Consider the following 26,486-nt stretch of genomic DNA (forward strand, 5'->3'; position numbering starts at 1 on the left):
CTGCTAAGCGTGGGAAGCTTTCTCTTTCAATAGGACTGTTTTCGCCGATGCTGTGCATTTTGTGAAGTGAAGCGTTGTACTTTCTTGATCTCAAACAAGCTTAGGCCCGAATTACCCCCTTCGGGGTATGTTAAGCCCTGAATACCCCCACCTAAACTATGTCTATACTTTGACTGTTTATCTCTGAATGTACTGCCTTTTACAGGCAATGGAACCATGTGAATACCCTATGGCTGATTTAGCACGGCGATTCTGGCTGCGGCGAGACAGTGCGCTGCAGGCACCACGTTTACCCTGGATGATTGACGATCAGGCCTTCACGGATCAGTGCACCCGGTGTCAGGCCTGCCTGAGTGCCTGTGAAACCGACATTATCGTGCAGGGCGATGGCGGCTTCCCTCAGGTCGATTTTCAGCGCGGCGAATGCACCTTCTGTTATCAGTGCGCGCAGGCGTGTCCGGAGCCGTTATTCCGTCCCCGCCAAGAATTGCCCTGGCAGGTCAGTATCACCATTTCACCCGCCTGTCTGGCCAAACAAGGGGTGGACTGCCGTACGTGCGGCGACGAGTGCGAACCCTCGGCCATACGTTTTGCCTTGCAGCCGGGAAAAGTTGCTCAGCCGGTCATCAGTGACGCAGATTGCACCGGCTGCGGTGCCTGCCTGTCCGTCTGCCCAACACAGGCCATTCAGATTCAGTCTGTTACTCAAGTGGAATAACACGCTTATGAAGCAACGAAGTGCACCATGTCATTCAGGTTCAGCGGTATCTGCCGGACCCTCATTTATGTCTGAAGAAGTGCATATTTCCAGTCTGGTGGTGCATGTCAAACCAGAAGGGCTCATGCAGGTAAAGGCACAGATTAATGCGCTGCCACAGGCCGAAGTGTACGGAGAGAGCCCGGTCGGCAAACTGGTTGTGGTTCTGGAGACGCCAAACCACAGAAAAGTGACCGACCTGATTGACACGATTAATGCATTTGAACATGTGCTGACGACCTTTCTGGTATTTCACCAGGTTGAGCAGCAGGGATCTGACTTTGAGGACACACCATGAAAATGACCAGACGGGCGTTTGTCAAAGCAAACGCGGCAGCCTCGGCTGCAGCCGTGGCGGGGATCACTCTGCCTGCATCGGCGACCAATCTGATTGTAAGTTCAGATGAAACCAAAATTCACTGGGATAAAGCGCCTTGCCGCTTTTGCGGTACCGGCTGCTCCGTGCTGGTGGGCACGCAAGCGGGCAGGGTGATAGCGACGCAGGCCGATCCTGAAGCGGAAGTGAACCGGGGGCTGAACTGTATCAAGGGCTATTTCCTGTCGAAAATCATGTACGGCGCTGACCGCCTGACGACCCCTTTACTGCGGATGAAGGACGGCAAGTATCACAAGGAAGGCGACTTTCAGCCGGTGAGCTGGGATCAGGCGTTCGACATCATGGCCGAAAAATGGAAAGCGGCGCTGAAAGCCAAAGGGCCCACCAGTGTCGGTATGTTCGGCTCTGGTCAATGGACGGTGATGGAAGGCTATGCGGCCTCCAAAATGATGAAGGCCGGGTTCCGCTCCAACAATATTGACCCCAATGCCCGCCATTGTATGGCCTCGGCCGTGGTGGGCTTTATGCGGGCGTTCAATATGGATGAACCCATGGGCTGTTATGACGATTTTGAACATGCCGATGCGTTTGTGCTCTGGGGCTCGAATATGGCCGAGATGCACCCTATCTTGTGGACGCGCATTACGGATCGTCGGCTCAGCCACCCCCATGTCAAGGTCAACGTGTTATCGACCTATTACCACCGCTCATTTGAGCTGGCAGATAACGGGATGATCTTCCATCCGCAGACTGACCTGGCGATCGCCAACTTCATTGCCAATTACATCATTGAAAATGATGCGGTGAACTGGGATTTCGTCAATAAACATACCCATTTCAAGCGTGCGGATACCGATATCGGCTATGGTCTGCGTGATGATGACCCATTGCAGAAAGCGGCGGCGCATCCTAACTCAGGCGTCATGCATAACATGACGTTTGAGGAATACAAAAAATCCGTGTCTGAATACACGCTGGAAAAAACCGCTGAAATGTCCGGTGTGGAGAAAGATAAGCTGATCGAGCTTGCCAAGTATTATGCCGATCCAAACACCAAAGTGATGTCACTCTGGACCATGGGGATGAACCAGCACACCCGCGGTGTCTGGATGAATAATCTGGTGTACAACATTCACCTGCTGACCGGCAAAATTTCCCAGCCCGGCAACAGTCCGTTTTCCCTGACCGGGCAGCCGTCGGCTTGCGGCACCGCGCGTGAAGTGGGGACGTTTGCACACCGCCTGCCGGCCGATCTGGTGGTGACCAATCCCAAGCACAGGGCAACGGCAGAGAAAATCTGGAAATTGCCGGAAGGTACGATTCCGCCCAAGCCGGGTTTCCATGCCGTGCAACAGGATCGCATGCTGCGTGACGGAGTGCTGAATGCCTACTGGGTGATGTGTAACAACAATATGCAGGCAGGGCCAAATATCAACCAAGAGCGCCTGCCGGGCTACCGCAGCCCGGACAACTTTATTGTGTGTTCAGACCCTTATCCGACAGCCACTGCTCAGTCTGCGGATCTGGTACTGCCAACCGCCATGTGGGTCGAAAAAGAGGGCGCTTACGGTAACGCGGAACGACGCACTCAGGCGTGGTATCAGCAGGTTGCTGCGCCGGGTGAATCGAAATCGGATCTGTGGCAGATCATGGAATTCAGCAAACGCTTCACAATGGAAGAGGTGTGGGACGAGGCTTTGCTCAATAGCATGCCGGAGTACAAAGGCAAGACGATGTACGATGTGCTGTTCCGCAATGGCCAGGTCGATCAGTTCCCGCTGGAGCAAGCGCAGGCGCTCAATGATGATGCCAAAGCGCAGGGGTATTATGTTCAGAAAGGGCTGTTTGAAGAATATGCCAGCTTTGGCCGCGGCCATGGTCATGACTTAGCACCGTACGATGATTACCACAAAGCCCGTGGATTACGCTGGCCAGTCGTCGAGGGTAAGGAAACGCGCTGGCGTTATGCCGAAGGATCCGATCCTTACGTGCCGGCCGGCACAGGATTCTATTTTTACGGCCAGCCAGACGGCAAAGCCAATATTATTTTTGCGCCTTACGAGCAACCGCCGGAAGTGCCGGATGAAGAATATGACATGTGGCTGTGTACCGGTCGGGTGCTGGAACACTGGCATACCGGCACCATGACCCGCCGGGTACCCGAACTGTACAAAGCCGTGCCGGATGCGGTGTGCTACATCCATCCTGATGATGCACAAAAGCGTAATTTGCGCAGGGGCGATCAAGTGTTACTGACCTCGCGCCGCGGAGAAGTGCGCTGCCGGGTGGATACCCGCGGCCGTAACAGACCGCCGGTCGGGCTGGTCTTCGTGCCTTTCTTTGATGCCAGGGTGCTGGTCAATAAGCTGGTGCTGGATGCCACAGATCCACTGTCAAAACAGACAGACTATAAAAAATGCCCAATCAAGATCACCAAGGTGTAATGGAGTCGACCATGAAAATGAATAAAAACATTGCCGGCGGATTGATGATCTTACTGCTCGCCTTTGGGGGCGCATGCCGCTGACCAGGAGCTGGTGGGCGGCAACGGAGGCCTGCATTCGTTACGCGGCCAGACTGAAATCAAAGATACTTTTCCCGGCGAAAGCTGGAAAAAGTACCCGAAAGACGGTCAGCCGATTGACAGCGACTATGTCTACCAGCCGCCGTTGATCCCGCACACTGTGCGTAACTATGAAGTCTCGCTCAATGCCAATAAGTGTTTGTCGTGCCACAGCTGGAAATACGCCAACGAGATGGGCGCGACCAAAATCAGCGTGACCCATTACCGTTCTCCGCGCCACGGGCAGGTCCTGTCAGATGTGTCACCGAGCCGCTATTTCTGTCTGCAATGTCATGTGCCGCAGGCCGATGCATCCCCCTTAGTAGAAAACACTTTCAAGCGGGTTGATGCCCTGGATGAAAAATAACGACGGAGCCAGTTATGAATATCATTAAACGCTTCTGGTGCCGTCTGAAATCACCGAGTAAAGCGGCAGCGGGTGTGGTGCTGTTTCTGGGCTTTATGGGCGGCTTGCTGTTCTGGGGGGCATTTAACACCGGGATGGAGGCCACGAACACCGAAGCTTTCTGCTCTGGCTGTCATGCACCCATAGTGAAGGAGATACGTGAAACCATTCACTACTCAAACCGCTCGGGTGTGCGGGCGATTTGTTCAGATTGTCACGTTCCTCATGAGTGGACAGACAAGATTGTCCGCAAAGTCCAGGCATCCAAGGAGCTGTTTGCGTTTGCGATGGGGACGATAAACACCGAGGAGAAATTTCAGGCCAGGCGGGGGCATCTTGCTCATCGCGAATGGAGCCGAATGAAAAACAACGACTCCAAGGAATGCCGCAACTGCCATCAGTTTGATTACATGGATTATTCCGAGCAAGGGTTGCGCGCTGTGAAACAGCACTCAGAGGCGCTCGCCTCAGGAGATAAAACCTGTGTGGATTGCCACAAAGGAATAGCCCACCGACTGCCTGATATGAGAGACGTTGAAGGCTGGCAATAAGGAGAGAGCGATGAGTACGCTGGAATCGATTATCTGGCATGTGCTTGGTTATGCAGCCATGCCCGTGATTATCTTAACGGGTTTCCTGATGGTGGCTGTGGTGTCTTTATGGATACTCTCCATCGGAAAAGACAAACCAGGCCGTTAGGGGCAACCATTTCCCTGGCCAGGCGGCTTGTAGCTGATGATTAAAGCCGCCAGCCAGGCAGTATAAAGCGGCAGCCAGTCAGTCAATAATGCGGCAAAAGGTGTGTGGCCTGTCAGCCAAATTTCACCCAGGTGAAGCACAGCAACGCAGGCCAAACCAAGCAAACAGATAAGACGAAACACATTCCGCTCCATACAGATATCCTTTGAAAATCTACGGATAAGTATAGATGCAAATGCTAATTGTTATCAAGTGCGTTTGCGGGTTATTTATACATCACTTAATAAAGTGCCAGCCAATGAATCCAGCCCAGGATAACAACAGGAGTATCCAAGGGGTTGGACTCTGCCGGATGACTGTCTGTGCGTGTAAATCTGCCGACCCAGTTCCACTATCGGTATTGAGTGCCGTTTTTTCTTTTAACTGCTTCTTACGAAACTTATCCCTTTCGCGCGCTTTGGCCTTTTGCTGTTTTTTATAGAGTTCGATGCCCTTCTGAATCCCCTGCGCGATCAGCTTGGTCTGTTCTTTTGTCTGTCCGGGTTTTTGTGTTGCTCTGGCAATTTGCATCGCTTCTGCCTGTGTTTCTGGTGAAGGTGAATGGGTTGTTTTGTTCATTGCAATCCTGTTAATGGTAAATTTATCGATTTGATAGCATTTTATGCCACTGATGTCCTTGTAGGCAAAAGCCAGGTTTTGTAGGAATATTCCTACAATTAAGGGTGTTCTACATTAACCCGAGAGCGATGCTTTGAGGACGAAAACGGCAGTAAGTGAATGAAATGTCATCAGTTATTGTCACGAAATTAAAAGTGTTGCTTCTGAAGCAATCATAGTACTTTTCATTGTTTGTTAAATATACGTAAAAGCGTGATCATGATTACAGGTTAAGTAATTAATCCGTGCGTTACAACGCAGAACGAATCTCTGTACCTTTGCCAATTGATCCATATCATTTATTGTCAGCAAAGATAAATACGGTTTCCCTGTTTCTGAGCGCCAGACGCATGTATTCAATCGATGCTTACGACAGCAATGGTCTGTTAAAACCTTCCGGCCTGTTATGGTTGAGTATGCTGTTCAGTGCCAGAGGATGGGGCGTATTTGTGATGGCTGGTGTCAGCAGGGCGCAAGGTGCTGAGCTGCTCCAGTTATTTTATCCCCACACAGAGAATTTGTACTTTCTGATGGGGATCGGTCTGCCAGCCTTGCTCTTGATGTGGCTGAGCGGACTGCGACATAAAAAACAAAATGATAAACGGAGCATGGCGGTATGGCAGGTTGATTCTGTTATCCGGATATGCGCTGGATTTAGTATTGCAAGTGTACCAACTGACATTGTTAAGAGGCGCCTTTAGCTGGCCGGCAGCGGTTACTTTGCTGGCAACCATTTGGCTAATGGCTTATCTGGTACGAAGTTCCCGAGTCAGACATACATTTGCCAATTAGCCCCATGGAGAAAGTGTCAGATGAATGATTTGGGAAGAGGGGTGCTGTTTAGCGCCTTGTTAAGCCCGCTAGCAATGGCTGACTGGTTACTGAATGTGAACCTGGAACTGTCAAGTGCAGGGGTTCACCAGTCAGTCGCCACCTCATTGCAATTGTTGCCGGGTGAAGAAACGGTGATTTTCGGTAGCTCAGACGGGGACCCGCGTCGCAAGTTTCTCGGCAGCGCGGAGTTGCTTGAAGTGTCTGCTGAAGAGGTGAAAATTGCCTTTAAAATTCAGGAGCAACTGGATGATGGTGCTTGGCGGGTATTGGCGGCACCAGTCATTTCGACTGGGCTGGATACGCCAGCATCGTTTGAGTCATCTCAGGAAGATGACCAGTCGGTAAAACTTCAGGTCGCAGTGATGTCAGCCTAACGTGTTCACGTAGTCTGGTTTTATGTGACAAAAGCGCCTTTTCGGCGCTTTTTGCTTTTTCTCTGCCACATTTTGTCGACAAGGCGGGTTTTTCTGACTTGGCTGTCCATGATCAATATGCTTAACTCAGAACCAATTACAATATACTTTTCATTCTGGATGCTGGCATCAGACCGTTTGCAGCATTTAAGAGCTAAGTATAGAAAAATGCAACATTGGGAGAATGAATGTGACGCCACAAAGTGCCATTTTACCTGAAGCGGGTCCGTATTCTTTGGTCTGTGTGTTTAATCTGGTAGGAAATAAAGACAAGGTTATTCGTCAGTGCCAGGGGCTCTTTGAAGTCGCGGAAAAGCTAAATCATCAGCACGTCAGTGCCTGTATTCGTCTGAGCTTTGGTTTTGGCAAAGCATTCTGGCAGCAATTTGAGAAAGGCTGTCCCAACGATTTTGAAGAATTTTCGCCGCTGGGAAGCGGGGATGTTACCGCACCCTCCACCGGCGGTGACTTACTGCTTCATATTCACTCTAACCGTCATGATCTGAATTTTCATCTGCTGAGCAGCTTCCTGCAGCCGATTGCAGCGGAAGTGGAATTAATCGATGAAACCAATGGGTTCCGGTATCTGGACGCCCGCGATCTGACCGGCTTTATCGACGGTACCGAGAATCCGAAGAAACAGGCTGCCAGACACGAGGTGGCTATTATTCCTGAAGGACCATTCGCAGGAGGGAGCTTTGTGATGGTCCAGCGCTTTGTCCATAATTTACCTGCCTGGCATGCTGTGAATGTTGCTCAGCAGGAGAAAATAATCGGCCGTACTAAACCAGACTCGGTTGAGTTGGAAGACGTTCCGGCTGATTCGCACGTGGGCAGGGTGGATCTGAAAGAAGCGGGTAAAGGGCTAAAAATTGTGCGTCATAGTTTGCCCTACGGCACCGTGAGCGGTGAGCACGGCTTGTTGTTTATTGCCTACTGTGCACAGCAGCGGAACTTCCGCGAAATGCTCGACAGTATGTACGGTGAAAAAGACGGGCAGACAGATAAGTTACTGGACTTTACCAAAGCGGTCACAGGCGCTTACTTCTTTGTACCCTCGACAGAAATGCTGATGCAGCTGCAGGGATAATCCTCATCATCCATTGATGCAAAAACGCCGCCATTTCTGGCGGCGTTTTATTAACGCATACCGAATATCAAGAAGCTTTACTTCTTAATGCGCAGTACAGGTGTTTCACCCACGGTGACGGTGCCGGACAGTTTAGTCAGCTCTTTGATTTCATCCATGTTAGAAATCACGACTGGAGTCAGCGTCGACTTCGCTTTCTCTTCCAGTACAGCCAGATCGAACTCAATGATAGTGTCACCCACTTTCACCGTTTGACCTTCTTCTGCAATACGCGTGAAGCCTTCGCCTTTCAGTTCAACAGTATCGATACCGAAGTGAACGAACAGCTCTACACCATCATCAGACTCAATAGAGAATGCGTGGTTGGTTTCAAAAATTTTACCGATCGTACCGTTTACCGGGGCAACCATTTTGTTACCTGCTGGTTTGATAGCGATACCGTCACCAACAATTTTCTCAGCAAAAACAACATCAGGCACATCTTCGATATTTACGATTTCACCTGAAAGCGGGGCGATGATCTCAATAGCACCAGTTTCATTGGTGTCGTCAGAAACCAGCTTCTTCAATTTGTCAAACAGACCCATAGTGTTGCTCCTAAGCGTTGTTATTCTATCTGCAGCTATCTTAGCAGATGGTTTTTTCTGCGATAAATGTCTCTACGTGTGCTTCGATTTCAGCGGCAGTTGGAAGAGCAAGTGCTTGCTCGGCCATCAGCTTCACATCAGCAAAGTTACTGTTACGAATCACTTTTTTGATGCGTGGGATTGAAATCGCACTCATGCTGAACTCATCAAGGCCCATACCAAGCAATAGCAGGGTCGCACGATCATCACCAGCTAACTCACCACACATGCCAGTCCATTTGCCTTCCTTGTGGGAAGCATCGATGACTTGCTTGATGACAGTTAACACTGCGGGTGACATTGGATTATATAGATGAGAAATCAGCTCGTTACCACGGTCAACAGCCAGAGTATACTGGGTTAAGTCGTTTGTACCAATGCTAAAGAAGTCGACTTCTTTGGCTAAATGGTGAGCAATTGCCGCTGCAGCCGGCGTTTCAACCATGACGCCAACTTCAATTTTGTCGTCGAAAGCAATACCTTCTTCACGCAGTTCTGCTTTGTAGGTTTCAATTTCGTTTTTCAGTTCACGAATCTCTTCAACAGAGATAATCATCGGGAACATGACACGCAGCTTGCCGTGTGCAGAGGCACGCAGGATAGCGCGCAGCTGTGCACGCAGGATTTCACGACGATCCAGGCTGATACGCACTGCGCGCCAACCCAGGAATGGATTCATTTCTTTTGGCAGATCCATGTACGGCAGATCTTTATCGCCGCCGATATCCATGGTGCGGATGATCACTGACTGACCAAGCATGGCTTCTGCCACATCTTTATAAGCCTGGTACTGTTCGTCTTCAGTCGGCAGTGAATCGCGGTCCATGAACAGGAATTCAGTACGGTACAGACCGACACCTTCGCCGCCGTTACGGTTGACGCCTTCACAGTCTTTCACTGTACCGATGTTGCCGCACACCTCGACCTGTTGGCCATCAAGGGTAATTGCCGGCAAATCTTTCAGCTTCGCGAGTTCATCTTTTTCTGCCTGATACTCATCGCGAATAGCTTTGAATTTTGACATTTCGTCTGCTGATGGATTAATAACGATCTGGTTATTAATGGCATCTAACACCAGCATGTCACCGTTCTTCACTTGTTTGGTGATGTCGTTAGTACCCACGATGGCAGGTAACTCGAGTGAACGAGCCATGATTGAGGTGTGGGACGTACGGCCACCGATGTCGGTCGCAAAACCCAGCACGTATTTCAGATTGATTTGCGCCGTTTCAGAAGGCGTCAGATCGTTGGCTACCAGGATCACTTCTTCATTGATGGCACTCAGATTGACAATGTTGATACCCAGCGCGTTTTTCACCACTCGATTACCGATATCACGGATGTCGGTGGCACGCTCTTTCAGGTATTCATCGTCCAGGGATTCCAGCGTGGTTGCCTGCTCTTCAATGATCGCGTGAATCGCATAGGCGGCCCGCGCTTTGTTATCTTTAATGAAGGCTATGATTTCCTCTTCAAGCTCTTCATCTTCAAGCAACATGATGTGGCCTTCAAAGATGGCTTCCTTCTCTTCACCGAAGGTAATACGTGCTTTCTCTTTGATAACGTCGAGTTGCTCAGAAGATTTCTGACGCGCATTGAAGAAGCACTCAATTTCTTTTTCGATTTGATCGGCAGAAATGGGTGACTTGTCGAGAGTAATCTCTTCTTCCTGCAGTAGCAGCGCTTTACCGAAAGCGATGCCAGGAGATGCCAGGATACCTGAAATCATAGCCTTACCTTAAATTTAACAAACAACTAGGGAAATAATGTACTGCGGCCGATTAGTGCAGCTGGTCCATCAGGGCAACCAGGTGATCAACAGCTTCCTGAGCTTGTGAACCTTCAGCTGAAATGGTGACCACAGTGCCTTTCACCAGGCCTAGTGTTTGCAGTTTGAACAGGCTTTTAGCACTTGCGCTTTTACCATTAGAAGTCACTGTGATATCAGCGTCAAAACCTTTGGCTTCTTTAACGAATTGCGCAGCAGGACGAGTGTGTAGGCCGTTTTCTGCAGTGATCTCAACTTGCTTCTGATACATTTTTCACCCCGATTCTTAATATCGTATTATGTAATAATCACGTAACTGAAAGTAAGCTTAATCCCTATAGCGAAAGCATGCTAATTTAGGTTCTAATTTCACATTCACTTACATTGATTTAGTTTATGTCTGGAACCCATTCTAAGAGGTTTGTGACCGGGCAAACATCGACCAGGTCAATTTTCACTCTTTTATTTCGATGCTGAAAATAAAAGCGTGGTCGGATTTATATTAAAGCTAAGGTCAAAAAGCAATAAAAAAGCCCCTATTGAGGGGCTTGACTTTAACAAATGCTTATCAAAAATGGCAATTTTGTGATCACTGTTGGGTTTCTTTTTCGGTAAAGATACCCGCGAACAATGCCGATGAGAGATAGCGCTCACCTGAACTTGGTAGCACTACAACAATGTTTTTGCCGGCGAATTCCGGGCGCTCAGCAAGGCGGTTTGCTGCAACCACAGCGGCACCCGAAGAGATACCTGCCAGAATGCCTTCTTCTTCCATCAGACGCTGAGCCATAGCAATCGCATCTTCCGAGCTGACACGCTCTACTTCATCAATCAGAGACAGATCCAGGTTGCCAGGAATGAAGCCTGCACCGATTCCCTGAATTTTGTGCGGGGCCGGTTTGATCTCTTCACCGTTCAATGCCTGAGTAATCACAGGAGACTCGCTTGGCTCAACGGCAACAGTGGTGATGGCTTTACCTTTCTGCTGTTTGATATAGCGGCTAACGCCCGTCAGCGTACCACCGGTACCTACACCAGAAACGAACACATCAATGTCGCCTTCGGTTGCATCCCAAATTTCCGGACCAGTGGTTTTTTCGTGAATCTGCGGGTTAGCAGGGTTATCAAACTGCTGTAGCAGCAGATATTTTTCCGGGTCAGAAGCGACAATTTCTTCAGCTTTTTCAATCGCGCCTTTCATGCCTTTTGGTGCTTCAGTCAGAACCAGGTTGGCACCGAGTGCTTTGAGCAGTTTACGACGCTCCAGACTCATACTTTCTGGCATCGTCAGAGTCAGTTTGTAACCGCGGGCGGCGGCGACAAAGGCAAGGGCAATACCTGTGTTACCACTGGTGGGTTCAACCAGCTCCACACCTTGTTTCAGCACGCCACGTTTTTCAGCATCCCAAATCATGTTGGCACCGATACGGCATTTCACGCTGAAGCTTGGGTTGCGTGATTCAATTTTTGCCAGAACATTGCCTTTGCTGACACGGTTCAGGCGTACCAATGGGGTATTACCAATTGTCAGAGAATTATCTTCGTAAATCTTACTCATGCTTGTCGTTCCTTGGTGACACGTTATCAACAAATGATAGTCAAAGCATAATCGCTGACTACACATTGGAAAGTAATTTATTGTTATATCTTAGAGTTATAAGAAAAGGTGTGAAGTGTACCGCTTTATTATTCCTGATGCGTAACATCTCGTAATATCTCGTAACACTCTGGATAGATTGAGGCAGCGAGAAAGTGTGAAAGAGCAATCAGAGACCGAGAAAACGAGAGGAGTGCTAACTCCTCTCGACATCGCTTACTGACGGCGATTGAGCATGGGCTGCCGGTAATGATCAACCCACATGGCTGTTGCGCCGCAAACGGCGACAGGCATGACAAACAGGTTCAGAATCGGTGTCATCGTACACAGCATGACAAGGCTGCCGAAACTGAGGGATTTGCCGCGACGTTCCTTGAGGGCGTCACGCATGGTATTGAAGGGGATCTTGTGGTTATCGAAAGGGTAATCGACATATTGAATCGTCATCATCCAGGCACTGAACATAAACCACAAAACCGGGCCGAGGGTTTGGCCCACCATAGGAATCCATAGCAGTATCAGTAAGCCCAGAGCTTTGGGCAGGTAATATTTCAGCTTAACCCACTCACGGTGCAGGATGCGGGGCAGATCTTTGATGATAGCGGTTATTCCGGCGTCAGGCGGCGCTTCCCCAGTCAGCTTGGCTTCCAGGTGCTCGGCTAACAAGCCGTTGAATGGCGCGGCGATCCAATTGGCAATCGTACTGAAAAAATAGGACAGTATGACCAGCAATGCGATGGCTAATAAAGGCCATAACAGATAAGACAACCAATCCAGCCAACCGGGCAGGCTGGATAGCCAGCCGTTAATCCAGTCATCCAATTGAGTGAGTGTGTAGCCGAATGCGGCACCAAAAAGCAGGATATTGATTAAGAGTGGAATGATCACAAAACGACGCGTGCCTGGCTGCATCGCCAGCGAAACGCCGCGAAAAAATAACCCGCACCGCCAATGGGTGTGGTGTTGTATGTCGCTTTAGACATCGTTGGTCTCCTACTGGATTTCCTGTTGTAATGCCATTGTAAGGCGTCAGGATATGGATGCAGGCATAGTAACGGTATCTATAACGACGAATCAATCGGGGTGCATAGTCTCTTCAGTCAAATTTGCCAGCAGTTTGGCGGAAAATTGTGCTCAAATGCACTATATGACATCAATCACAACATTGAACTTCTCTTTCGGATTTGAGTTTTGATACATTAAGGATAATACCTTCATGAGATAGGCTGTTTAGTTCAACAAAAAATCTCAGGTGTGACTCGCTAAGTTGGTCTGCGTCTGAACAGCAATCGTATTCAGACTGAATGGATTCACTGCTTCAGGCCGTCTTTGTCAGGTAAACAAGTTATTCAGAGTATTCATAATGCAGGAATTGCGTCTGGTTCTAATTATTGTGGGAGTGCTGGCGATTTCAGCGCTTCTGTTGCACGGGTTGTGGTCAAGCCGGAAGGACAAACCCGCCAAGTTCGGTGAGAAGCCTATTGGCCGACTGGCTGAAGGTAAGGAAAAAGATAATGAAGGCTTTGATCAGGACGGCATAGGTTCTGTCAGGGTTGTTGCCGGTAGCCCTGTTCCGGAAGGAGCAGTAAAACGGGTCGAGCGAAAAGAGCCAGAGCTGCATTTCGGTGACGAACTGGAGATTGATCCCTTGTTCAGTGCTGCCGCTGATCCTGTTGATCAAGAACGCAAGCCAGCCCCGTCCAATTTGGCCACTGAGGTGGAATCTCATCCGGTAACGCCAACCGAACCGGCAAGGGAAACGGTTCAGGAATCGGTTCAGGAATCAACTCAAGGCGTGGTACAGACATCGGTACCGACAAGAGAACCAGAATCCGTCTGGCAGTCCGTGTCGGAAACAACTCACGAACATCCACAAATTCAGGATTCAGAGCCGTCATTCACTGTGCCGGGTGAGGGTTCAGACTCAGGCTCAGATTCTGCGCCGGAACACACGTCATTTGCCGTCGAACAGGGTGAAGCGCTTTCTCAGCAGCCAGACGCTGACATAGCCGTAGTGCAAAAAGCACAGGTTGAACAGGTTGAAGAGCAGCCGCCTGAACCTGATTTTCTGGTTCTCAATGTGCATGCCCGCGGTGGTGAAATGCTGATGGGTGTGAAGTTGTTCCAGTGTCTGGAACGTCATCATCTGATTTATGGCGAAAATTCGGTCTATCATCGTCATGCTGATCTGGCGGGTACTGAACCTGTACTCTTTACAGTCGCGAACATGGTCAGCCCAGGGTATTTCCCGCAAGATCAATTGGAAGAATTTGCTACGCCTGGCATTGCTTTTTACCTGATGTTGCCGTGCCACGGCCGTGCCGATGACAATTTCAATCTGATGCTGCAAACCGTACAACGTATTGCGGATGAAATGGGCGCTGATATTTTGGATCACGAGCGTAACCTGATTACGCCGCAGCGCTTGAAAGGTTACCGGGAAAAAGCGAAAAAATACCTGTAACTGGCGTGAATACTGCCCAGAATGTATCAAGAACAGGGCCCCGCTTAGGGGCCCTGTGTTTTCGTGCTCAGGAAACGGCAATATGACGAAGAAAGCTGAGTGATGGCCATGCCCCTGGTTACGGCCGTCACAAACAATGCCGTCCTGATACCCGCTAGTGATAGCGATAAGAATTGATGTAGGAAAAGAAAAATGACAGACATCCAAGCCAGGCTGACCTCTCTGCGCGAGCAGCTTGCTTATCATGGCTACCGGTATTACGTGCTGGACAATCCTGAGGTCCCGGACGCTGAGTATGATCGTCTGATGCAAGAATTGCTGGCGTTGGAAGCGGCGCATCCTGAACTGATTACGGCTGACTCACCCAGCCAGCGTGTTGGCGGTGAGCCTTTGGCGGCTTTTACCCAGATCAGTCATGAATTGCCTATGCTGTCGCTGGATAATGCATTTTCCGACGAAGAATTGCAGAGCTTCGACCGCCGAATCCGCGAGCGTCTGGCTGCAACGGCGGCTGTGTCTTACTGCTGTGAACCTAAGCTGGATGGTCTGGCCGTCAGCCTGATGTATGAAAACGGCGTACTGGTTCAGGCCGCCACGCGTGGCGATGGCACCACGGGCGAGAACATTACCGCCAATGTGAGAACCATTCGCGCTATTCCATTGAAATTACGCGGCAGCGACTGGCCTGCGCGCCTTGAGGTACGTGGTGAAGTCTTCATGCCGAAAAAAGGGTTTGAAGATCTCAACGCCCGGGCTGCAAAAAAAGGTGAGAAAGTGTTCGCCAATCCGCGTAACGCAGCCGCAGGCAGCCTGCGTCAGCTGGATCCGCGTATCACTGCTACTCGTCCTTTGAGCTTTTATGCCTATTCTGTTGGCGTTGTCGAAGGCGCGGAGCTGGCAGCCAGCCAGTATGAGCGGTTATGTCAGTTAAAAGAGTGGGGCCTGCCAATGTGCCCGGAAACACGATTGCTGCATAACCTGAGTGAAGTGATTGGCTTCTATCAGGGGATCGGAGAAAAGCGTCAGGCGCTGAGTTACGAGATCGACGGGGTTGTGATTAAGGTTGATGGTATCAGTCATCAGCAGCAACTGGGGTTTGTTGCCCGAGCGCCAAGATGGGCCATCGCTTATAAATTTCCGGCACAGGAAGAGCTGACCCGGCTGAATCATGTGGAATTCCAGGTTGGCCGGACCGGGGCAATTACGCCTGTGGCGAAACTGCAGCCAGTGATGGTGGGCGGCGTTACTGTGAGTAACGCGACGCTGCATAATGCCGATGAAATTGCCCGGCTGGGTGTCATGATTGGCGATACTGTGGTGATTCGTCGTGCTGGCGATGTCATTCCGCAAGTGGTCTCTGTGGTTCTCTCTCGTCGGCCTGATGATGCGCAGGCGATTGTGTTTCCGGAGACGTGTCCCGTCTGCCAGTCGGCCCTTGAGCGGGTCGAAGGTGAGGCGGTGACTCGCTGTTCTGGCGGTCTGATTTGCCAGGCTCAGCGGAAAGAAGCCTTAAAGCATTTTGTATCACGCAAGGCGCTGGATGTGGATGGTTGCGGTACGAAGGTCATTGAGCAACTGGTCGACAAAGAAATGGTCGAAACACCTGCCGACTTATTTAAGCTGTCTGCCGGAATACTGACCGGCCTTGAGCGTATGGGGCCAAAGTCGGCCCAGAAGCTGGTTGATGCCTTCCAGCAGGCAAAGCAGACTACACTACCACGTTTTCTGTACTCTTTAGGGATTCGGGAAGTGGGGGAAGCAACTGCTGCGAATCTGGCGAGACATTTCTTCACGCTGGAAGCCGTCATGGCTGCCACGCCGGAACAGCTTGTTGAAGTACCTGATGTCGGGACAGTCGTTGCCGCCCACACACATAATTTTTTCCAGGAAGAACATAACCGGGCCGTGATCTTTGACTTGTTAAACCAAGGGGTCCACTGGCCGGATATCGAAAAGCCGGCTGATGATGCGCAATTGCCTCTTGCCGGTAAGGTAGTCGTGCTGACCGGCACGCTTTCGCAGCTCAGCCGTAGTGGTGCCAAGGAGGCATTAGAAGCACTGGGTGCCAAAGTAACAGGCAGCGTTTCGAAAAAAACGGATTTGCTGGTGGCTGGGGAAGCCGCGGGTTCCAAGCTGACTAAGGCACAAGAGCTGGGTATTGAAATCTGGGATGAAGCGGAACTGCTGAGCAGACTTGAGCCCTGATTGTTTATTTCAGCTGTGAAAATAGAGGAAGGCCTGTCTGAATAAGACAGGCCTTTTATTTATTGGCTGGGTGAATGACTTTTTTCGAACCGTGTTTTTCATGAAAGTATTCGCCGGACTTTAATAACCTGAATAGCATAAATAGATCTGTTTATACCCAAAATGGCATAAAGAGTAAGATCTTACATTCAAATGAAACTATGACTGCAACATGCAAAAAACTACAACTAAACTCTCACTAATGAGATGGTTGTTTTTTTAAGTATTTGTTTTAATTAATTTATTTTTTATTTCCGATCGGGTTGTGACGGTTTCATGACTGGGATCACTGTTACTGGATAAATTTGCGCTGAATCATATTTTTTTAACGACAAATTAACTTCTGATTGATGTTTTGCGCTGCGAAAGTAGTCTTAGCTGTGAACTTATAAAGTTCTCAACCAAACAAAAATATGGAAATGCAAACTCACGATAAGTTTGACTGACATATTGGGGAGAATCACCTGACGTCAACGGCGGCCAACCATTTTGACGCAGGTATACAGCTAGTTTTTTAGGAGTTTTTCCATGGAAAATGTGTTCAAGCGTTCGGTATTAGGAATTGCGGTTGCAGCAGCTGCAACTATGGCTGCATCTGCACAAGCAGCTCCAGCAACAGATTCTGTTGATCTGTATGGTCAGGTTGCTGTTTCTGTCTGGCAATTCGGCGAAGATAAAATCGGTGGTGGTGATGCACCGCTGAAAGTTGAAAACGAATCCCGTTTCGGCCTGCGCGGCTCAAAAGATCTGGCTCGCGGTCCAAACCTGATCTGGCAGCTGGAAGGTGGTAACGTCGGTGATGACGGCGGTAACTCCGGTCTGGGTGTGCGTGATACTTTCGTGGGTGTGAGCTTTGATGACGGCGGTAAAGTGCGTTTAGGCCGTATGCTGACGCCTCTGTATGAGATGATTGACTGGCCGTATTCTGGTCAGCGTGCCGGCGCTATCTTTGACTGGGGCGGCGATGTCGTTGGCGGTGCACGTTACGACCGTCAATCTAACATGGTGCGTTATGACTCAGGCAACTACAGTGGTTTCACCTTTAACGTAGCGGCTGGTCGTGGCGATGAAGGCAACAAAGACTCTAACTTCTACGGCGTTGGTGCACATTACTCAACGGGTATGTTTACGCTGCATGCGGGTTATGAAGCTGGTTTCGACCGTAATGTGAGTGCTTCTTCAGTATTCTATGATGCGTACTTAGCTCAGCAGCCAGGTAACAAACCAACTTATTCCGATGTAGAAGGTGACACTCTGTCTGACACCAATGCCTTCCTGGTTGGTTTTGAGCTGAATCTGGGTGACTTTGGTCTGTACGGCGCGTTCAAAAATGAAAAAGCCGATTACGAAGATACCACTCTGACTGTTGACGGTTCAGACATCAGTGTGACTGATTTGGATATCGACCAAAACAGTTATTCTGTCGGTGCCGTGTACAACGGTGTGGCGAACTGGCAGTTCAAAGCGAACTATGCCGCTAACCTGGAAGCTGACGCGAAAGGAAACTCGGTTTCAGGTACTGAAGATTACATCGTATCTGCACAAGCACTATACTTCCTGGATGACTCTGCGCTGACTTATGTTCGTCCATACATGATCTCGAAAGACGACTCAGACGCTGAGTTCGGTTGGGGATGGGGAGTAGAGTACTACTTCTAATTGCTCAACTGCTACTGCCTTATTTCATTTTGGCCGGCCTTCAAGGCCGGTCCTTTTGCTTAGCTTGATTGAGCAATCATTGTTTAGATAAGCCGTGTTAAGGCAAGCAATGTTAGGGCTGGTAATGTCAGCGTTGGACTAGGATTTCAAAAGCACCTTCAATGGTGCTTTTTTATGGTTAATACAAAACCACCGCCTTCGGCGGTGGTGATTGTTTTCTCAGTTTCAGCCAATCAGGCTTATTTATCCATGTTGCTGATTGCCCAGCTCAGAAATGCTTTTCTGCTCTCCGGGCTGGCTTGCTCAAACCAGTATTTTAGCATGTTATCTGCATCGGGGTGGCTTGGTGCTTGTGCAGTCTTGGGTGTTGCCGCTTGTGACTGTGGCACATTGCGTAATGAAGCGACACTCTGTGTTTGGTTGTACTCTCTGGTCAATGCGACATAATTGGGAGAGATATCAAACCCAACCGACAGGGTGTCAGACTGAACATTGATGGGCTTGCCATGATCCAGCATGTCGAAGCTTGGCGATTTATCGTATTGCTGGCCTTGTGCCAGGGTATCAATGCGTGGGACATCCAGTGTCAGGGTTGTATCGCTGGCTTCAAAAAGTGCAACAATCGGGACTGAGTCGTATTTTGTCTTCAGACTGCCCGTTTCCATAACAATTTTTCCGATGCGGAAAACGACCTGGTTTTGTCCGTCCGGCAACTCAAGAACCGGCTGGTGATTAAAGCCAAGTGAGGAATAACCGGCATCCTGGCCATTCACAACCAGAAGGTGGACACCTTTCGGCAGTTCTAAATTTACCTGTGCCATTGACGGGGAAGCTAAAGCCAACAGCGCAGACGACAGGAGTAACTTTTTCAGTTTCATTGGGTACATTCCTCAAGCGCTAAGGGAGTTTTTGAGTAGGGGTTGTAAAAATACAGTTTACTGAGGCTGTGGGCGGGGTAAAGCAGTAAAACTGGCAAACTTGTATAATCTGAAGCGGGTCACTCTCGCCGCGCTCGATTGCATCCGGTTTTCATCTCATGTCTGAATAGCAGGTTGAGGATTGGCGTGTCAGTGGTAGAATGCCGCTATTGCTCACTTCTCGTTTGAATCATTTTGATTGAAGGTCTTTTCATGACGGTTAAAACTCGTTTTGCTCCAAGTCCAACAGGTTTCCTCCATGTCGGTGGTGCCCGTACGGCACTGTATTCCTGGTTATATGCTAAACACACCGGTGGCGAATTTGTACTTCGTATTGAAGATACCGATATTGAACGTTCCACCCAGGAAGCGATTGATGCGATCATGGAAGGCATGGAGTGGCTGGGCCTGAACTGGGATGAAGGTCCATATTATCAAACCAAGCGTTTTGACCGTTATAACCAGCTGGTTGATCAACTGCTGGCTGAAGATAAAGCGTATAAGTGCTATTGCTCAAAAGAGCTGCTGGATGAAATTCGTGAAGAGCAAATGGCGGCTGGCCTGAAGCCTCGTTACGATGCCAGTCACCCTCGGATTATTGCTGCCAACGCGGCGGCAACCGCAGACTCCCCGTTTGTGATCCGTTTCCGTAATCCGAAAGAAGGCAGTGTTGTGTTTGATGATCACATTCGTGGTCGTATTGAAATCAGCAACAGTGAATTGGATGATCTGATTATCCGTCGGACAGACGGCAGCCCGACCTATAACTTCTGCGTTGTGGTTGATGACTGGGATATGGAAATCACGCACGTGGTACGTGGCGAAGACCATATCAACAATACCCCGCGTCAGATCAACATCTACAAAGCCTTAGGTGCACCTGTTCCTGAGTTTGCCCATTGCGCAATGATCCTGGGGGATGACGGTGCCAAACTGTCTAAACGTCATGGTGCGGTCAGCGTGATGCAATACCGTGATGACGGTTATCTGCCTGAAGCGCTGCTGAACTATCTGGTTCGACTGGGTTGGTCGCACGGCGATCAGGAAATTTTCTCTCAGCAAGAAATGATTGAGTTTTTCAGTCTGGACGACATCAGCAAGTCTGCATCGGCATTCAACACAGACAAGCTGCGCTGGCTGAACAACCATTACATCAAAACCAGTGCGCCTGACTATGTGGCGAAGCATCTGCAATGGCATCTGGATCATCAGGGCATTGATACCAATAACGGTCCGGCTGTGACTGAAGTGATTCAGCTGCTGGCAGAGCGTTGCGATACTTTGGTGGAGCTTGCTGACCAGTCTCGCTATTTCTATCAGGATTTCTCCGCCTTTGATGAAGCGGCAGCGAAAAAGCACTTACGTCCTGTGGCGAAAGAAGCACTGACGTTGGCAAAAGCCAAAGCAGAAGCTCTGGACAGCTGGAATACTGACGCATTGCACCAGTTGATTCAGCAAACCTGTGAAGCGTTGGATCTGGGGATGGGTAAAGTCGGCATGCCACTGCGTGTCGCCGTAACGGGTCAGGGGCAATCACCATCAGTGGATGCTGTAATGAATCTGATCGGGAAAGAGCGCGTTGTTTCACGCATTCAAATGGCACTGGACTTCATCGCCCAGCGCGAAGCGAATGCGTAACAGGTACTGTCATTGATTGGCTGAGTGCTGATAACGTTCTGAAGATGAAAAGCGGAGGCCTGTGCCTCCGCTTTTTCTTTGGGTGGAGTGCTATTTGTTTTGTCTTTCAAATGTATCCACGCAAACCCAGAAGTTTTGTGCGCCTGCACAATATTGCATAGCATCTTGTGGGATTTGTGTTGGTGTTCCGGACAATGTATAAGCCAGCGCATTAAAGCTTAACGCCATCAGTGCTGCTGTTACGAACATTGCGAACTTTTTCATAGCTCTCTCCTTTTTGTGACGGCACAAATTGGCAGGTGAAAAGAGAATGTTATGGATTGATTCTCTGGTTTTCTACCATTGCTTGGCCTTTATCACTATTAGACTAGAACAAGATCATATTTTTCAATTATTAATAAGACACAGAATCATGTCATGTAAATAGACTGGCTGAGCGGTGAATAATTTCACCCTGCACAGGGTAAAGGTGTACTAAATCTCACCAGTGAGACGGGATGAGTGAAAAAACGGGTGGAGTAGAGGGAAATGGCGCTCCCTGCAGGAGTCGAACCTGCGGCCTTCCCCTTAGGAGGGGGACGCTCTATCCTGCTGAGCTAAGGGAGCCTTTCTGAAACTTGCAGAAAGGCCATTATACCCAAAAGTGATGGATTATTAAGTCATTAGTATCTGCGATCCGGTTGCTTGGTCAGTAAATCACCAGGTTGGATGCTGGCCGCCAAATCGCTTTGCTGTACACTGCCTTCTGCGGACGTTTCATAGACACGGTCAACAACCAGCGTCATCTTGGTTTCAACCATTCGGTTACGGGAAATACCGTACTGGTCGATGAACCCGGCGGTATGCCAAAGCTTTAATTCATCACCTTGTTTTACGCCATGGACTCTGCCGACATTGATCTGCACCTGATTGCCATGTGTATTAATGACTTCAGGCAGACTGGCCCGGCAGGCCAGAGACGATTCCATGTCCAGCATGATATTCCGGCTCAGACGTTGCAGCGCAGCCCCATAAGGTGATACCCAGAAGCGGGCGCTTTGGGTATCAACCTGGCTGATTCGGGAAAACGGCCATTCTGCCACTTCACGGTATTTCCGCTGGGACAGAATTTCCCCCGTTTTGCCGTTGATCACCATGGTTTCGACGGAAAACTGCCGGTTAATTTTGTCATCTGATAACAGGCTTTGATCCAGCGTGGAGGTCAGATCCGTCACCTGTCCGCTGATAATATATTGCGCATCATAATCTTCCGCCAGCATCATCATCGCGTCGGGATTACCTGGCTGAAGAGGGACCTCACTGGTGCCTGTCACCACAAAGCTCTGTGATTGCTTACCAATCTGCCGCTTGAGTAACTGAGTGAAATCTTTACCGATTTGGTAAATGCCCCCCAGTGCCGCCTGTTGAGGAACACTGAGGGAGAAATCACTGATCAGCAGGCCTTTTTTGTACTGGATGTTGTGGCAACTTTTTGCCGACGGGTAAATATCGACCCTGGCAGTGACATAATAATTGCCGTCTTTGACAAACGCCTTGCTGATTTGTACGTGGCGAACTTCAGTGCCATTGAACTGATAATCCTGCCTGTCTTCCTGAAAGTAAGGCTTCATTTGCGCGAAGCTGGAAAAATCAGCCCCTGAATAGTACATGGCGCGGTAGACAGCGTCTTCAATCGCATTGGTTCGGGCCGATGTTTTACTTTCCAGTAAGGTTGCCTGGCCAGTCACCTCAAACCAGGCGGCCTGGAGTGGTAAAGCAGTGAGCATTCCCAGACCCAGAAGGGCTTTCCTGAGCGTCTTTTTCATAGGTTTTCCAATCTCGGGGGCGATTTCGGTACGATAATTGCTAAGTTTTGTATGTCGTTCAGGTTGAATCACCATGGATTCATGCTGATTAGCCTATCAGCTTTTTGCGGTGTCAACATCCTGAGTCGCTAGCGGATGTATGCAAAGAGTGTTCCCAAAATTTCAAATTGGGAGCGAGGCAATGAAAAGTCGTAAAGTTTTCGAGATAACGGACGATAAAAAGCCATTGTCTCGTTTCTTCCGGAGCAGGGTAGAATGAAAAAATGGACCATCTTGCTGTTGTCGCTGCTGACAGCATCATGTGCATACTCACCAATTTATAATGGTAAAGAGAGCTATACGGGCAGTAATTTTCTGCTGGCGGAAACGCCTCGCCATACCATGGACTTTTTTATTGAAGGTCTGACCAAGCAGTTGGTCGAGTCGAATCAGTACCTGACAGCGAAAACACCGCTGGCCGTGACCTCATTTGTTGATATGCAGCAGATGAATGAAACAAACTGGCTGGGGAATGCCGTGTCTGAAGGCTTTATGTATCACATGCAGCAATTGGGATACACTGTGGTGGATTATAAAGCCACCGGTGCCATTCGTGTGACTGCAGAAGGGGATTTCTCCCTGAGCCGTAACTGGAAGGAACTGGCTGCTGAACAGCCGGTGGACTATGTACTGACCGGGACGATGCTGCGCCAGGGAGGTGGGGTGTTGATCAATGCTCGCGTGATTGGGATGCGTTCCCGCGTTGTGATTGCCAGCGCTCAGGGGTTCCTGCCGGAAGACCGGATCGGACGCGATTTGGATACCCTCAATAAAATGCGTCTGGAAAACGGTGTGCTGATTCGATCAGAAGCTACAAAATTTGAGAATAATTCAATTATTTTAAAACCTTAGGAGTCACTATGCGGTTTTGGTGGATGGCTGTTTTGCTGATTACCCTGTCTGGTTGCCAGCCGTTAACAGAATTTCGCGATATCAACTTGCTCACTGCGGTTGGCTACGCCTCAATCAGCGAGCAGCGCGGGCAAACCCTTGAAGAAAAACGGATTCGTGCGATGCGGGCTTCGAAAGTGGACGCTTACCGTGAGCTGACGGAGCAGGTCTATGGCATGCGAATCAGTGCCAGAACGGGACTGACCGATCAGCAACTGGATTCTGAAGAAACCGATGGCGCGGTGGACGGTGTGATTCGCGGAGCAGAAGTGATCCGCAGCTATCCGGTAGGCGATAGCTATGTGACTGAAATGCAGCTCGATTTAAATAAGATGGAGCGAATGAAGCAGCAGGGTGAAGTCTATCATGTGCCTGCCAATCAGGAAGTGATGTTCTAACCGGGAACTCGACAGACAAGGCGGCAACCTGATGCCAGTCAGGTTGCCGCCTTGTCTTTGTCTGCTAACTCTTTACTTCTTCTTTCGGCTTGTCTGCTGATTCATCTATCCGGAAAACAGGGAGTTGCCAGCTGAAACGAATGGCGGCAAGGCGCAGCACAAATCCTGTGACCAGCGTGACCCCGATTGCGATGTTCTCCGAAACACCAAAGTGAAGCTGAGCCATGTAGAGTCCGGCAGCAATAAATGCGACCGACGCGTACAGCTCTTTGTGAAGCACTAATGGCGTGCGGCGGCAAATCAGATCCCGAAGCAAACCGCCAAAGACACCCGTGACTACGGCAGCAACCAAACAGATGATCACGGGTTGTCCCATGTTCATGGCAACCCGGCAGCCTAAGATGCTGAAGACGATCAGACCCAGGGCATCTAAAATCACGAAGACTTTGTGAAAGCGAACCACCAACGGGGCAATCCAGGTGGTCGCTAAACCCGCCAGACACGTGATCAGCAGATATTGTGGGTTGGCAATCCAGTTCAGCGGATAATGACCGAGCAGTATATCCCGAACCGTCCCGCCGCCTATGGCTGTTGCACTGGCAACCAGCATCACACCAAACCAGTCCATGTGGCGCTTGCCGGCAGCCAGAGCGCCTGTCATCGCTTCTGCGGTGATCCCGACAATGTATAAAATGGTTAACAGCATGAAAATCAGACTCTTAGTGAATAGGGATAAGATACTGGACGCAATGGTAAATGTGATTCAAGTCAATATCCAATGAAATTTTTGAGTGGTTTCATTAGCTGACGTAATTCTGACACCCGAAAGCCAAACGGATCAGCTCACAAGCCATTCGGGGGTGAATGTGTGCCCAAAATGGATGTTGGTTTTGAATGTTATTTGTTTGGCTTTCTGTGCGGCTTTGATTGATAACGGTTTTGTACCGTGACGAAGACAGAGTACATGTGTGTCAAATAAATGACGGGTGATGAGCAGGAGCGGTTCAGGCTTTCAGGTTTGTGCCTAAGGACCGCAGATTTTGTGCCACCCCTTCTTTGTTGTATGTCTGGTGATGGCCCAGGCTCTGCTGGAACAGATTGTTGAGTTTGTGGAAACTGAGTTGCGCGCGCTGCAAAGCAGCACCGTTAATCTCGTTTTGGCTCCGGCATTCGTCAACCAGCGTCTGAATGGCTTCTACCTGACGGCTGAGCTCAGGATTTTCTTTCAATTGACTGCTTTGCGAATGTCGGGCGATTTGCTGATCCTGAAGCTGAATTTTATCGACCAGTGATTTTTTGTCACTGGCATGCCGGGTGATGTCGCCAGCCTCACGGTTCACAATTGAGGCCCTTTCCTGCTCTAGCAGGCGTAACAGAGCCTCAAGCGTGGCATGTTGCTGGGCAAGTAATTGTTCTATGGTTGGCGACATGTTTCTGCACTCCGGCGCTGACTCTGCGAGCTATGAATCATATCAGAGCCCGCGTAATTCGTCCTCAAAACGCAGCATATTACTGGCCAGCCGATCCGCATCCACCTGATAGGAACCATTGCTGATGGCATTTTTAATCGACTCGACCTTGTTGCGATCAAAGCTAGGCTCAGCAGCCAGTTGCTGATGGATTTGTCCGACCGCTCGTGCCTGTGAGCTCAGTGAGACCGCATCACGAGGCGTGTGACCAGACTCTTCTCTGGCCTCGGTCCTGCCTTGTGTGTTGTTCGTACTGCTACTGTTGCGCAGGTTGCTTAACAGCTGACCACTGCGCAGGGAATCAATACTTGCCATAATCGTGTTGCCTTTAACAGATATTCATCGTTGATGCCCTGCTATCGGCAAGGCTATGACTAACTTTAGCATTTTTTTCGCTCAGTACTTCACTGTGACTTCACCGACTGCGGTAATGGTCGCATTGATAATCCGGCGTGATTTGTTGTTTTGCACCCGTATGTCTTCACCCAGAGAGCCGTCAGACAGCGCGGTTCCCTTCGTCACTATGTTCAGACCACTCTGACCCGCTCGGATCAGCACGGAATCGTTACGGCAAACCAGGCAGATATCATTGCCCAGCACAGCCTCACCCATATTGATATTCCGTTTTACTGTCGAGCCGATGATTTGTTCCGGGTATTCGAATACGATGCCTCTCTGATAGCGGCTTTCCACCTGGCGTACCTGCAGATCTGAGTCGGCAATGACTGCGCCGCGGGCCAGCGGTCTGGCGGCAACGACTCTGGGTAGCAGGAGGGAAACCTGCACCGGCACGTAAACCTGCCAGTTTGTTGAAGGGCAGCTGACCAGAACGGTGACATTGCCGGTCAGAGACTGCTTGCCCGGCACGGAAGTATCAAGCGCATCCGGGCAATCACCAATGCGTAACCGGTTATCCAGCTCGGAGGCTGTGATGTCCAATTCCCCGCGCTCTGGTTGGGCCACCAGACTTCTGATGTGATCCGCTGCTGCCTCGCGCACATTACTGAGCATATTATCGCTAGCAGCAATTGCATTCATGCTTAAGAAACCGCACAGTATGCCGATAAAGATGAAACAGAGTGTAAATTGTGTTCTTCCTGTCACGCTTTTCGCTCTTTTTATGTCGCTTTCTGGGGCTACAATTGCTCCATGATAGGGGATTTTGACTCGGATTACCCGTTGATCCTTCAAAATTGTCTATTTTTACAACAATTC

Annotated in this window: 28 protein-coding genes, 1 tRNA gene and 1 pseudogene; 15 read left to right on the forward strand and 15 right to left on the reverse strand. The window is 49.6% G+C overall.

The genetic code is table 11. The features are described 5' to 3' along the window. Positions 1–229: 229 nt before the first annotated feature. The 6 genes from napF to P4S53_RS13440 all read left to right on the forward strand — a co-directional run bounded on the left by napF (position 230) and on the right by P4S53_RS13440 (position 4,762). Positions 230–718 (forward strand): ferredoxin-type protein NapF, encoded by a 489-nt coding sequence (napF, locus tag P4S53_RS13415; protein ID WP_337113039.1) that lies wholly within the window; start codon positions 230–232, stop codon positions 716–718. A gap of 67 nt (positions 719–785) precedes the next feature. Then, positions 786–1,055, forward strand: a complete 270-nt coding sequence (locus tag P4S53_RS13420; protein ID WP_337113040.1) for a chaperone NapD — start codon at positions 786–788, stop codon at positions 1,053–1,055. After that, positions 1,052–3,538, forward strand: a complete 2,487-nt coding sequence (gene napA, locus P4S53_RS13425; protein ID WP_337113041.1) for a periplasmic nitrate reductase subunit alpha — start codon at positions 1,052–1,054, stop codon at positions 3,536–3,538. Before P4S53_RS13420 ends, napA begins: the two co-directional genes overlap by 4 nt. A gap of 93 nt (positions 3,539–3,631) precedes the next feature. Continuing rightward, complete coding sequence (locus P4S53_RS13430) at positions 3,632–4,024, forward strand: nitrate reductase cytochrome c-type subunit (RefSeq protein WP_442958662.1); 393 nt, start codon at positions 3,632–3,634, stop codon at positions 4,022–4,024. A gap of 14 nt (positions 4,025–4,038) precedes the next feature. Then, a complete protein-coding gene (locus tag P4S53_RS13435) occupies positions 4,039–4,614 on the forward strand; it encodes a NapC/NirT family cytochrome c (protein WP_337113043.1) in 576 nt (191 codons plus the stop codon). Between the two features lie 10 nt (positions 4,615–4,624). Further along, positions 4,625–4,762, forward strand: coding sequence for a TIGR02808 family protein (locus P4S53_RS13440; RefSeq protein WP_081669337.1), 138 nt, complete (start codon positions 4,625–4,627; stop codon positions 4,760–4,762). Here the strand turns inward: P4S53_RS13440 and P4S53_RS13445 are convergent. Next, positions 4,759–4,956 carry a hypothetical protein gene (locus P4S53_RS13445; protein WP_337113044.1) on the reverse strand — a complete coding sequence of 66 codons (198 nt, stop codon included), beginning with the start codon at positions 4,954–4,956 and terminating at the stop codon, positions 4,759–4,761. The two genes, P4S53_RS13440 and P4S53_RS13445, sit on opposite strands and share 4 nt — an antisense overlap. 82 nt (positions 4,957–5,038) lie before the next feature. Continuing rightward, positions 5,039–5,380, reverse strand: coding sequence for a DUF2956 domain-containing protein (locus P4S53_RS13450; RefSeq protein ID WP_337113045.1), 342 nt, complete (start codon positions 5,378–5,380; stop codon positions 5,039–5,041). A gap of 389 nt (positions 5,381–5,769) precedes the next feature. Between P4S53_RS13450 and P4S53_RS13455 the strand changes: the two are divergent. From P4S53_RS13455 to P4S53_RS13465, 3 genes and pseudogenes are all read left to right on the forward strand, one after another. Next, positions 5,770–6,211 (forward strand): annotated as a pseudogene (locus tag P4S53_RS13455) (DUF2919 domain-containing protein). A 20-nt stretch (positions 6,212–6,231) separates the two neighbouring features. Then, entirely contained in the window at positions 6,232–6,627 is a 396-nt protein-coding gene (locus P4S53_RS13460; protein WP_337113046.1) for a hypothetical protein, read from the forward strand. 229 nt (positions 6,628–6,856) lie between these two features. Beyond that, positions 6,857–7,756 carry a Dyp-type peroxidase gene (locus tag P4S53_RS13465; RefSeq protein ID WP_442958663.1) on the forward strand — a complete coding sequence of 300 codons (900 nt, stop codon included), beginning with the start codon at positions 6,857–6,859 and terminating at the stop codon, positions 7,754–7,756. 77 nt (positions 7,757–7,833) lie between these two features. Here P4S53_RS13465 and crr read toward each other — a convergent pair whose 3' ends face one another. From crr to cysZ, 5 genes are all read right to left on the reverse strand, one after another. Then, complete coding sequence (crr, locus tag P4S53_RS13470) at positions 7,834–8,343, reverse strand: PTS glucose transporter subunit IIA (RefSeq protein ID WP_027253895.1); 510 nt, start codon at positions 8,341–8,343, stop codon at positions 7,834–7,836. 40 nt (positions 8,344–8,383) lie between these two features. Beyond that, entirely contained in the window at positions 8,384–10,111 is a 1,728-nt protein-coding gene (ptsI, locus tag P4S53_RS13475) for a phosphoenolpyruvate-protein phosphotransferase PtsI (RefSeq protein ID WP_337113048.1), read from the reverse strand. A gap of 52 nt (positions 10,112–10,163) precedes the next feature. Further along, positions 10,164–10,421, reverse strand: coding sequence for an HPr family phosphocarrier protein (locus tag P4S53_RS13480; RefSeq protein WP_027253897.1), 258 nt, complete (start codon positions 10,419–10,421; stop codon positions 10,164–10,166). A 318-nt stretch (positions 10,422–10,739) separates the two neighbouring features. Next, complete coding sequence (gene cysK, locus P4S53_RS13485) at positions 10,740–11,708, reverse strand: cysteine synthase A (protein ID WP_337113049.1); 969 nt, start codon at positions 11,706–11,708, stop codon at positions 10,740–10,742. A 255-nt stretch (positions 11,709–11,963) separates the two neighbouring features. Further along, positions 11,964–12,659: a sulfate transporter CysZ gene (gene cysZ / locus P4S53_RS13490; RefSeq protein WP_337113050.1), complete on the reverse strand. Its 696-nt coding sequence runs from the start codon at positions 12,657–12,659 to the stop codon at positions 11,964–11,966. Positions 12,660–13,110: 451 nt separating this feature from the next. Here cysZ and zipA point away from each other — a divergent pair, with 451 nt between their 5' ends. From zipA to P4S53_RS13505, 3 genes are all read left to right on the forward strand, one after another. Further along, a complete protein-coding gene (gene zipA, locus P4S53_RS13495) occupies positions 13,111–14,211 on the forward strand; it encodes a cell division protein ZipA (protein WP_337113051.1) in 1,101 nt (366 codons plus the stop codon). 192 nt (positions 14,212–14,403) lie between these two features. Continuing rightward, complete coding sequence (ligA, locus tag P4S53_RS13500; RefSeq protein WP_337113052.1) at positions 14,404–16,416, forward strand: NAD-dependent DNA ligase LigA; 2,013 nt, start codon at positions 14,404–14,406, stop codon at positions 16,414–16,416. Positions 16,417–16,983: 567 nt separating this feature from the next. After that, on the forward strand, positions 16,984–18,114 hold the full coding sequence (locus tag P4S53_RS13505; RefSeq protein WP_337113053.1) for a porin: 1,131 nt from the start codon (positions 16,984–16,986) through the stop codon (positions 18,112–18,114). Between the two features lie 239 nt (positions 18,115–18,353). Here the strand turns inward: P4S53_RS13505 and P4S53_RS13510 are convergent, their stop codons facing one another. Further along, positions 18,354–18,992: a YccT family protein gene (locus P4S53_RS13510; protein WP_337113054.1), complete on the reverse strand. Its 639-nt coding sequence runs from the start codon at positions 18,990–18,992 to the stop codon at positions 18,354–18,356. Between the two features lie 252 nt (positions 18,993–19,244). On the opposite strand from P4S53_RS13510, the gene gltX reads away from it, so the two are divergent. Beyond that, a complete protein-coding gene (gene gltX / locus P4S53_RS13515) occupies positions 19,245–20,669 on the forward strand; it encodes a glutamate--tRNA ligase (protein ID WP_337113055.1) in 1,425 nt (474 codons plus the stop codon). Between the two features lie 90 nt (positions 20,670–20,759). Here the strand turns inward: gltX and P4S53_RS13520 are convergent, their stop codons facing one another. The 3 genes from P4S53_RS13520 to P4S53_RS13530 form a co-directional block, all read right to left on the reverse strand. Next, positions 20,760–20,933, reverse strand: a complete 174-nt coding sequence (locus P4S53_RS13520; protein WP_162940893.1) for a hypothetical protein — start codon at positions 20,931–20,933, stop codon at positions 20,760–20,762. Between the two features lie 265 nt (positions 20,934–21,198). Next, positions 21,199–21,275 (reverse strand) — tRNA-Arg (locus tag P4S53_RS13525). Between the two features lie 56 nt (positions 21,276–21,331). Next, positions 21,332–22,474: a flagella assembly protein FlgT gene (locus tag P4S53_RS13530; protein ID WP_337113056.1), complete on the reverse strand. Its 1,143-nt coding sequence runs from the start codon at positions 22,472–22,474 to the stop codon at positions 21,332–21,334. A gap of 255 nt (positions 22,475–22,729) precedes the next feature. Between P4S53_RS13530 and P4S53_RS13535 the strand changes: the two genes are divergently transcribed. After that, positions 22,730–23,365, forward strand: coding sequence for a FlgO family outer membrane protein (locus tag P4S53_RS13535; protein WP_337113057.1), 636 nt, complete (start codon positions 22,730–22,732; stop codon positions 23,363–23,365). Between the two features lie 8 nt (positions 23,366–23,373). Further along, positions 23,374–23,802 carry an LPP20 family lipoprotein gene (locus tag P4S53_RS13540; protein ID WP_120510248.1) on the forward strand — a complete coding sequence of 143 codons (429 nt, stop codon included), beginning with the start codon at positions 23,374–23,376 and terminating at the stop codon, positions 23,800–23,802. 64 nt (positions 23,803–23,866) lie between these two features. Here P4S53_RS13540 and P4S53_RS13545 read toward each other — a convergent pair whose 3' ends face one another. The 4 genes from P4S53_RS13545 to flgA form a co-directional block, all read right to left on the reverse strand. Beyond that, on the reverse strand, positions 23,867–24,508 hold the full coding sequence (locus P4S53_RS13545) for a trimeric intracellular cation channel family protein (RefSeq protein ID WP_337113058.1): 642 nt from the start codon (positions 24,506–24,508) through the stop codon (positions 23,867–23,869). A 298-nt stretch (positions 24,509–24,806) separates the two neighbouring features. Beyond that, positions 24,807–25,232: a flagella synthesis protein FlgN gene (locus P4S53_RS13550; protein WP_337113059.1), complete on the reverse strand. Its 426-nt coding sequence runs from the start codon at positions 25,230–25,232 to the stop codon at positions 24,807–24,809. Positions 25,233–25,274: 42 nt separating this feature from the next. After that, the gene (flgM, locus tag P4S53_RS13555) at positions 25,275–25,586 is read right to left on the reverse strand and encodes a flagellar biosynthesis anti-sigma factor FlgM (RefSeq protein ID WP_120510251.1); all 312 of its coding nucleotides are present in this window, start codon (positions 25,584–25,586) and stop codon (positions 25,275–25,277) included. A gap of 81 nt (positions 25,587–25,667) precedes the next feature. Beyond that, positions 25,668–26,375, reverse strand: a complete 708-nt coding sequence (gene flgA / locus P4S53_RS13560) for a flagellar basal body P-ring formation chaperone FlgA (protein WP_442958664.1) — start codon at positions 26,373–26,375, stop codon at positions 25,668–25,670. Positions 26,376–26,486: the final 111 nt, after the last annotated feature.

Origin of the sequence: Photobacterium sp. Hal280, assembly GCF_037162255.1 — a bacterium.
Lineage (GTDB): Bacteria > Pseudomonadota > Gammaproteobacteria > Enterobacterales > Vibrionaceae > Photobacterium.

Coding starts and splice junctions, on each gene's coding strand:
- napF (WP_337113039.1), top strand. CDS start 230: ATGGCTGATTTAGCACGGCGATTCTGGCTGCGGCGAGACAGTGCGCTG.
- P4S53_RS13420 (WP_337113040.1), top strand. CDS start 786: ATGTCTGAAGAAGTGCATATTTCCAGTCTGGTGGTGCATGTCAAACCA.
- napA (WP_337113041.1), top strand. CDS start 1,052: ATGAAAATGACCAGACGGGCGTTTGTCAAAGCAAACGCGGCAGCCTCG.
- P4S53_RS13435 (WP_337113043.1), top strand. CDS start 4,039: ATGAATATCATTAAACGCTTCTGGTGCCGTCTGAAATCACCGAGTAAA.
- P4S53_RS13440 (WP_081669337.1), top strand. CDS start 4,625: ATGAGTACGCTGGAATCGATTATCTGGCATGTGCTTGGTTATGCAGCC.
- P4S53_RS13445 (WP_337113044.1), bottom strand. CDS start 4,956: ATGGAGCGGAATGTGTTTCGTCTTATCTGTTTGCTTGGTTTGGCCTGC.
- P4S53_RS13450 (WP_337113045.1), bottom strand. CDS start 5,380: ATGAACAAAACAACCCATTCACCTTCACCAGAAACACAGGCAGAAGCG.
- P4S53_RS13460 (WP_337113046.1), top strand. CDS start 6,232: ATGAATGATTTGGGAAGAGGGGTGCTGTTTAGCGCCTTGTTAAGCCCG.
- crr (WP_027253895.1), bottom strand. CDS start 8,343: ATGGGTCTGTTTGACAAATTGAAGAAGCTGGTTTCTGACGACACCAAT.
- ptsI (WP_337113048.1), bottom strand. CDS start 10,111: ATGATTTCAGGTATCCTGGCATCTCCTGGCATCGCTTTCGGTAAAGCG.
- P4S53_RS13480 (WP_027253897.1), bottom strand. CDS start 10,421: ATGTATCAGAAGCAAGTTGAGATCACTGCAGAAAACGGCCTACACACT.
- cysK (WP_337113049.1), bottom strand. CDS start 11,708: ATGAGTAAGATTTACGAAGATAATTCTCTGACAATTGGTAATACCCCA.
- cysZ (WP_337113050.1), bottom strand. CDS start 12,659: ATGCAGCCAGGCACGCGTCGTTTTGTGATCATTCCACTCTTAATCAAT.
- zipA (WP_337113051.1), top strand. CDS start 13,111: ATGCAGGAATTGCGTCTGGTTCTAATTATTGTGGGAGTGCTGGCGATT.
- ligA (WP_337113052.1), top strand. CDS start 14,404: ATGACAGACATCCAAGCCAGGCTGACCTCTCTGCGCGAGCAGCTTGCT.
- P4S53_RS13505 (WP_337113053.1), top strand. CDS start 16,984: ATGGAAAATGTGTTCAAGCGTTCGGTATTAGGAATTGCGGTTGCAGCA.
- P4S53_RS13510 (WP_337113054.1), bottom strand. CDS start 18,992: ATGAAACTGAAAAAGTTACTCCTGTCGTCTGCGCTGTTGGCTTTAGCT.
- gltX (WP_337113055.1), top strand. CDS start 19,245: ATGACGGTTAAAACTCGTTTTGCTCCAAGTCCAACAGGTTTCCTCCAT.
- P4S53_RS13520 (WP_162940893.1), bottom strand. CDS start 20,933: ATGAAAAAGTTCGCAATGTTCGTAACAGCAGCACTGATGGCGTTAAGC.
- P4S53_RS13530 (WP_337113056.1), bottom strand. CDS start 22,474: ATGAAAAAGACGCTCAGGAAAGCCCTTCTGGGTCTGGGAATGCTCACT.
- P4S53_RS13535 (WP_337113057.1), top strand. CDS start 22,730: ATGAAAAAATGGACCATCTTGCTGTTGTCGCTGCTGACAGCATCATGT.
- P4S53_RS13540 (WP_120510248.1), top strand. CDS start 23,374: ATGCGGTTTTGGTGGATGGCTGTTTTGCTGATTACCCTGTCTGGTTGC.
- P4S53_RS13545 (WP_337113058.1), bottom strand. CDS start 24,508: ATGCTGTTAACCATTTTATACATTGTCGGGATCACCGCAGAAGCGATG.
- P4S53_RS13550 (WP_337113059.1), bottom strand. CDS start 25,232: ATGTCGCCAACCATAGAACAATTACTTGCCCAGCAACATGCCACGCTT.
- flgM (WP_120510251.1), bottom strand. CDS start 25,586: ATGGCAAGTATTGATTCCCTGCGCAGTGGTCAGCTGTTAAGCAACCTG.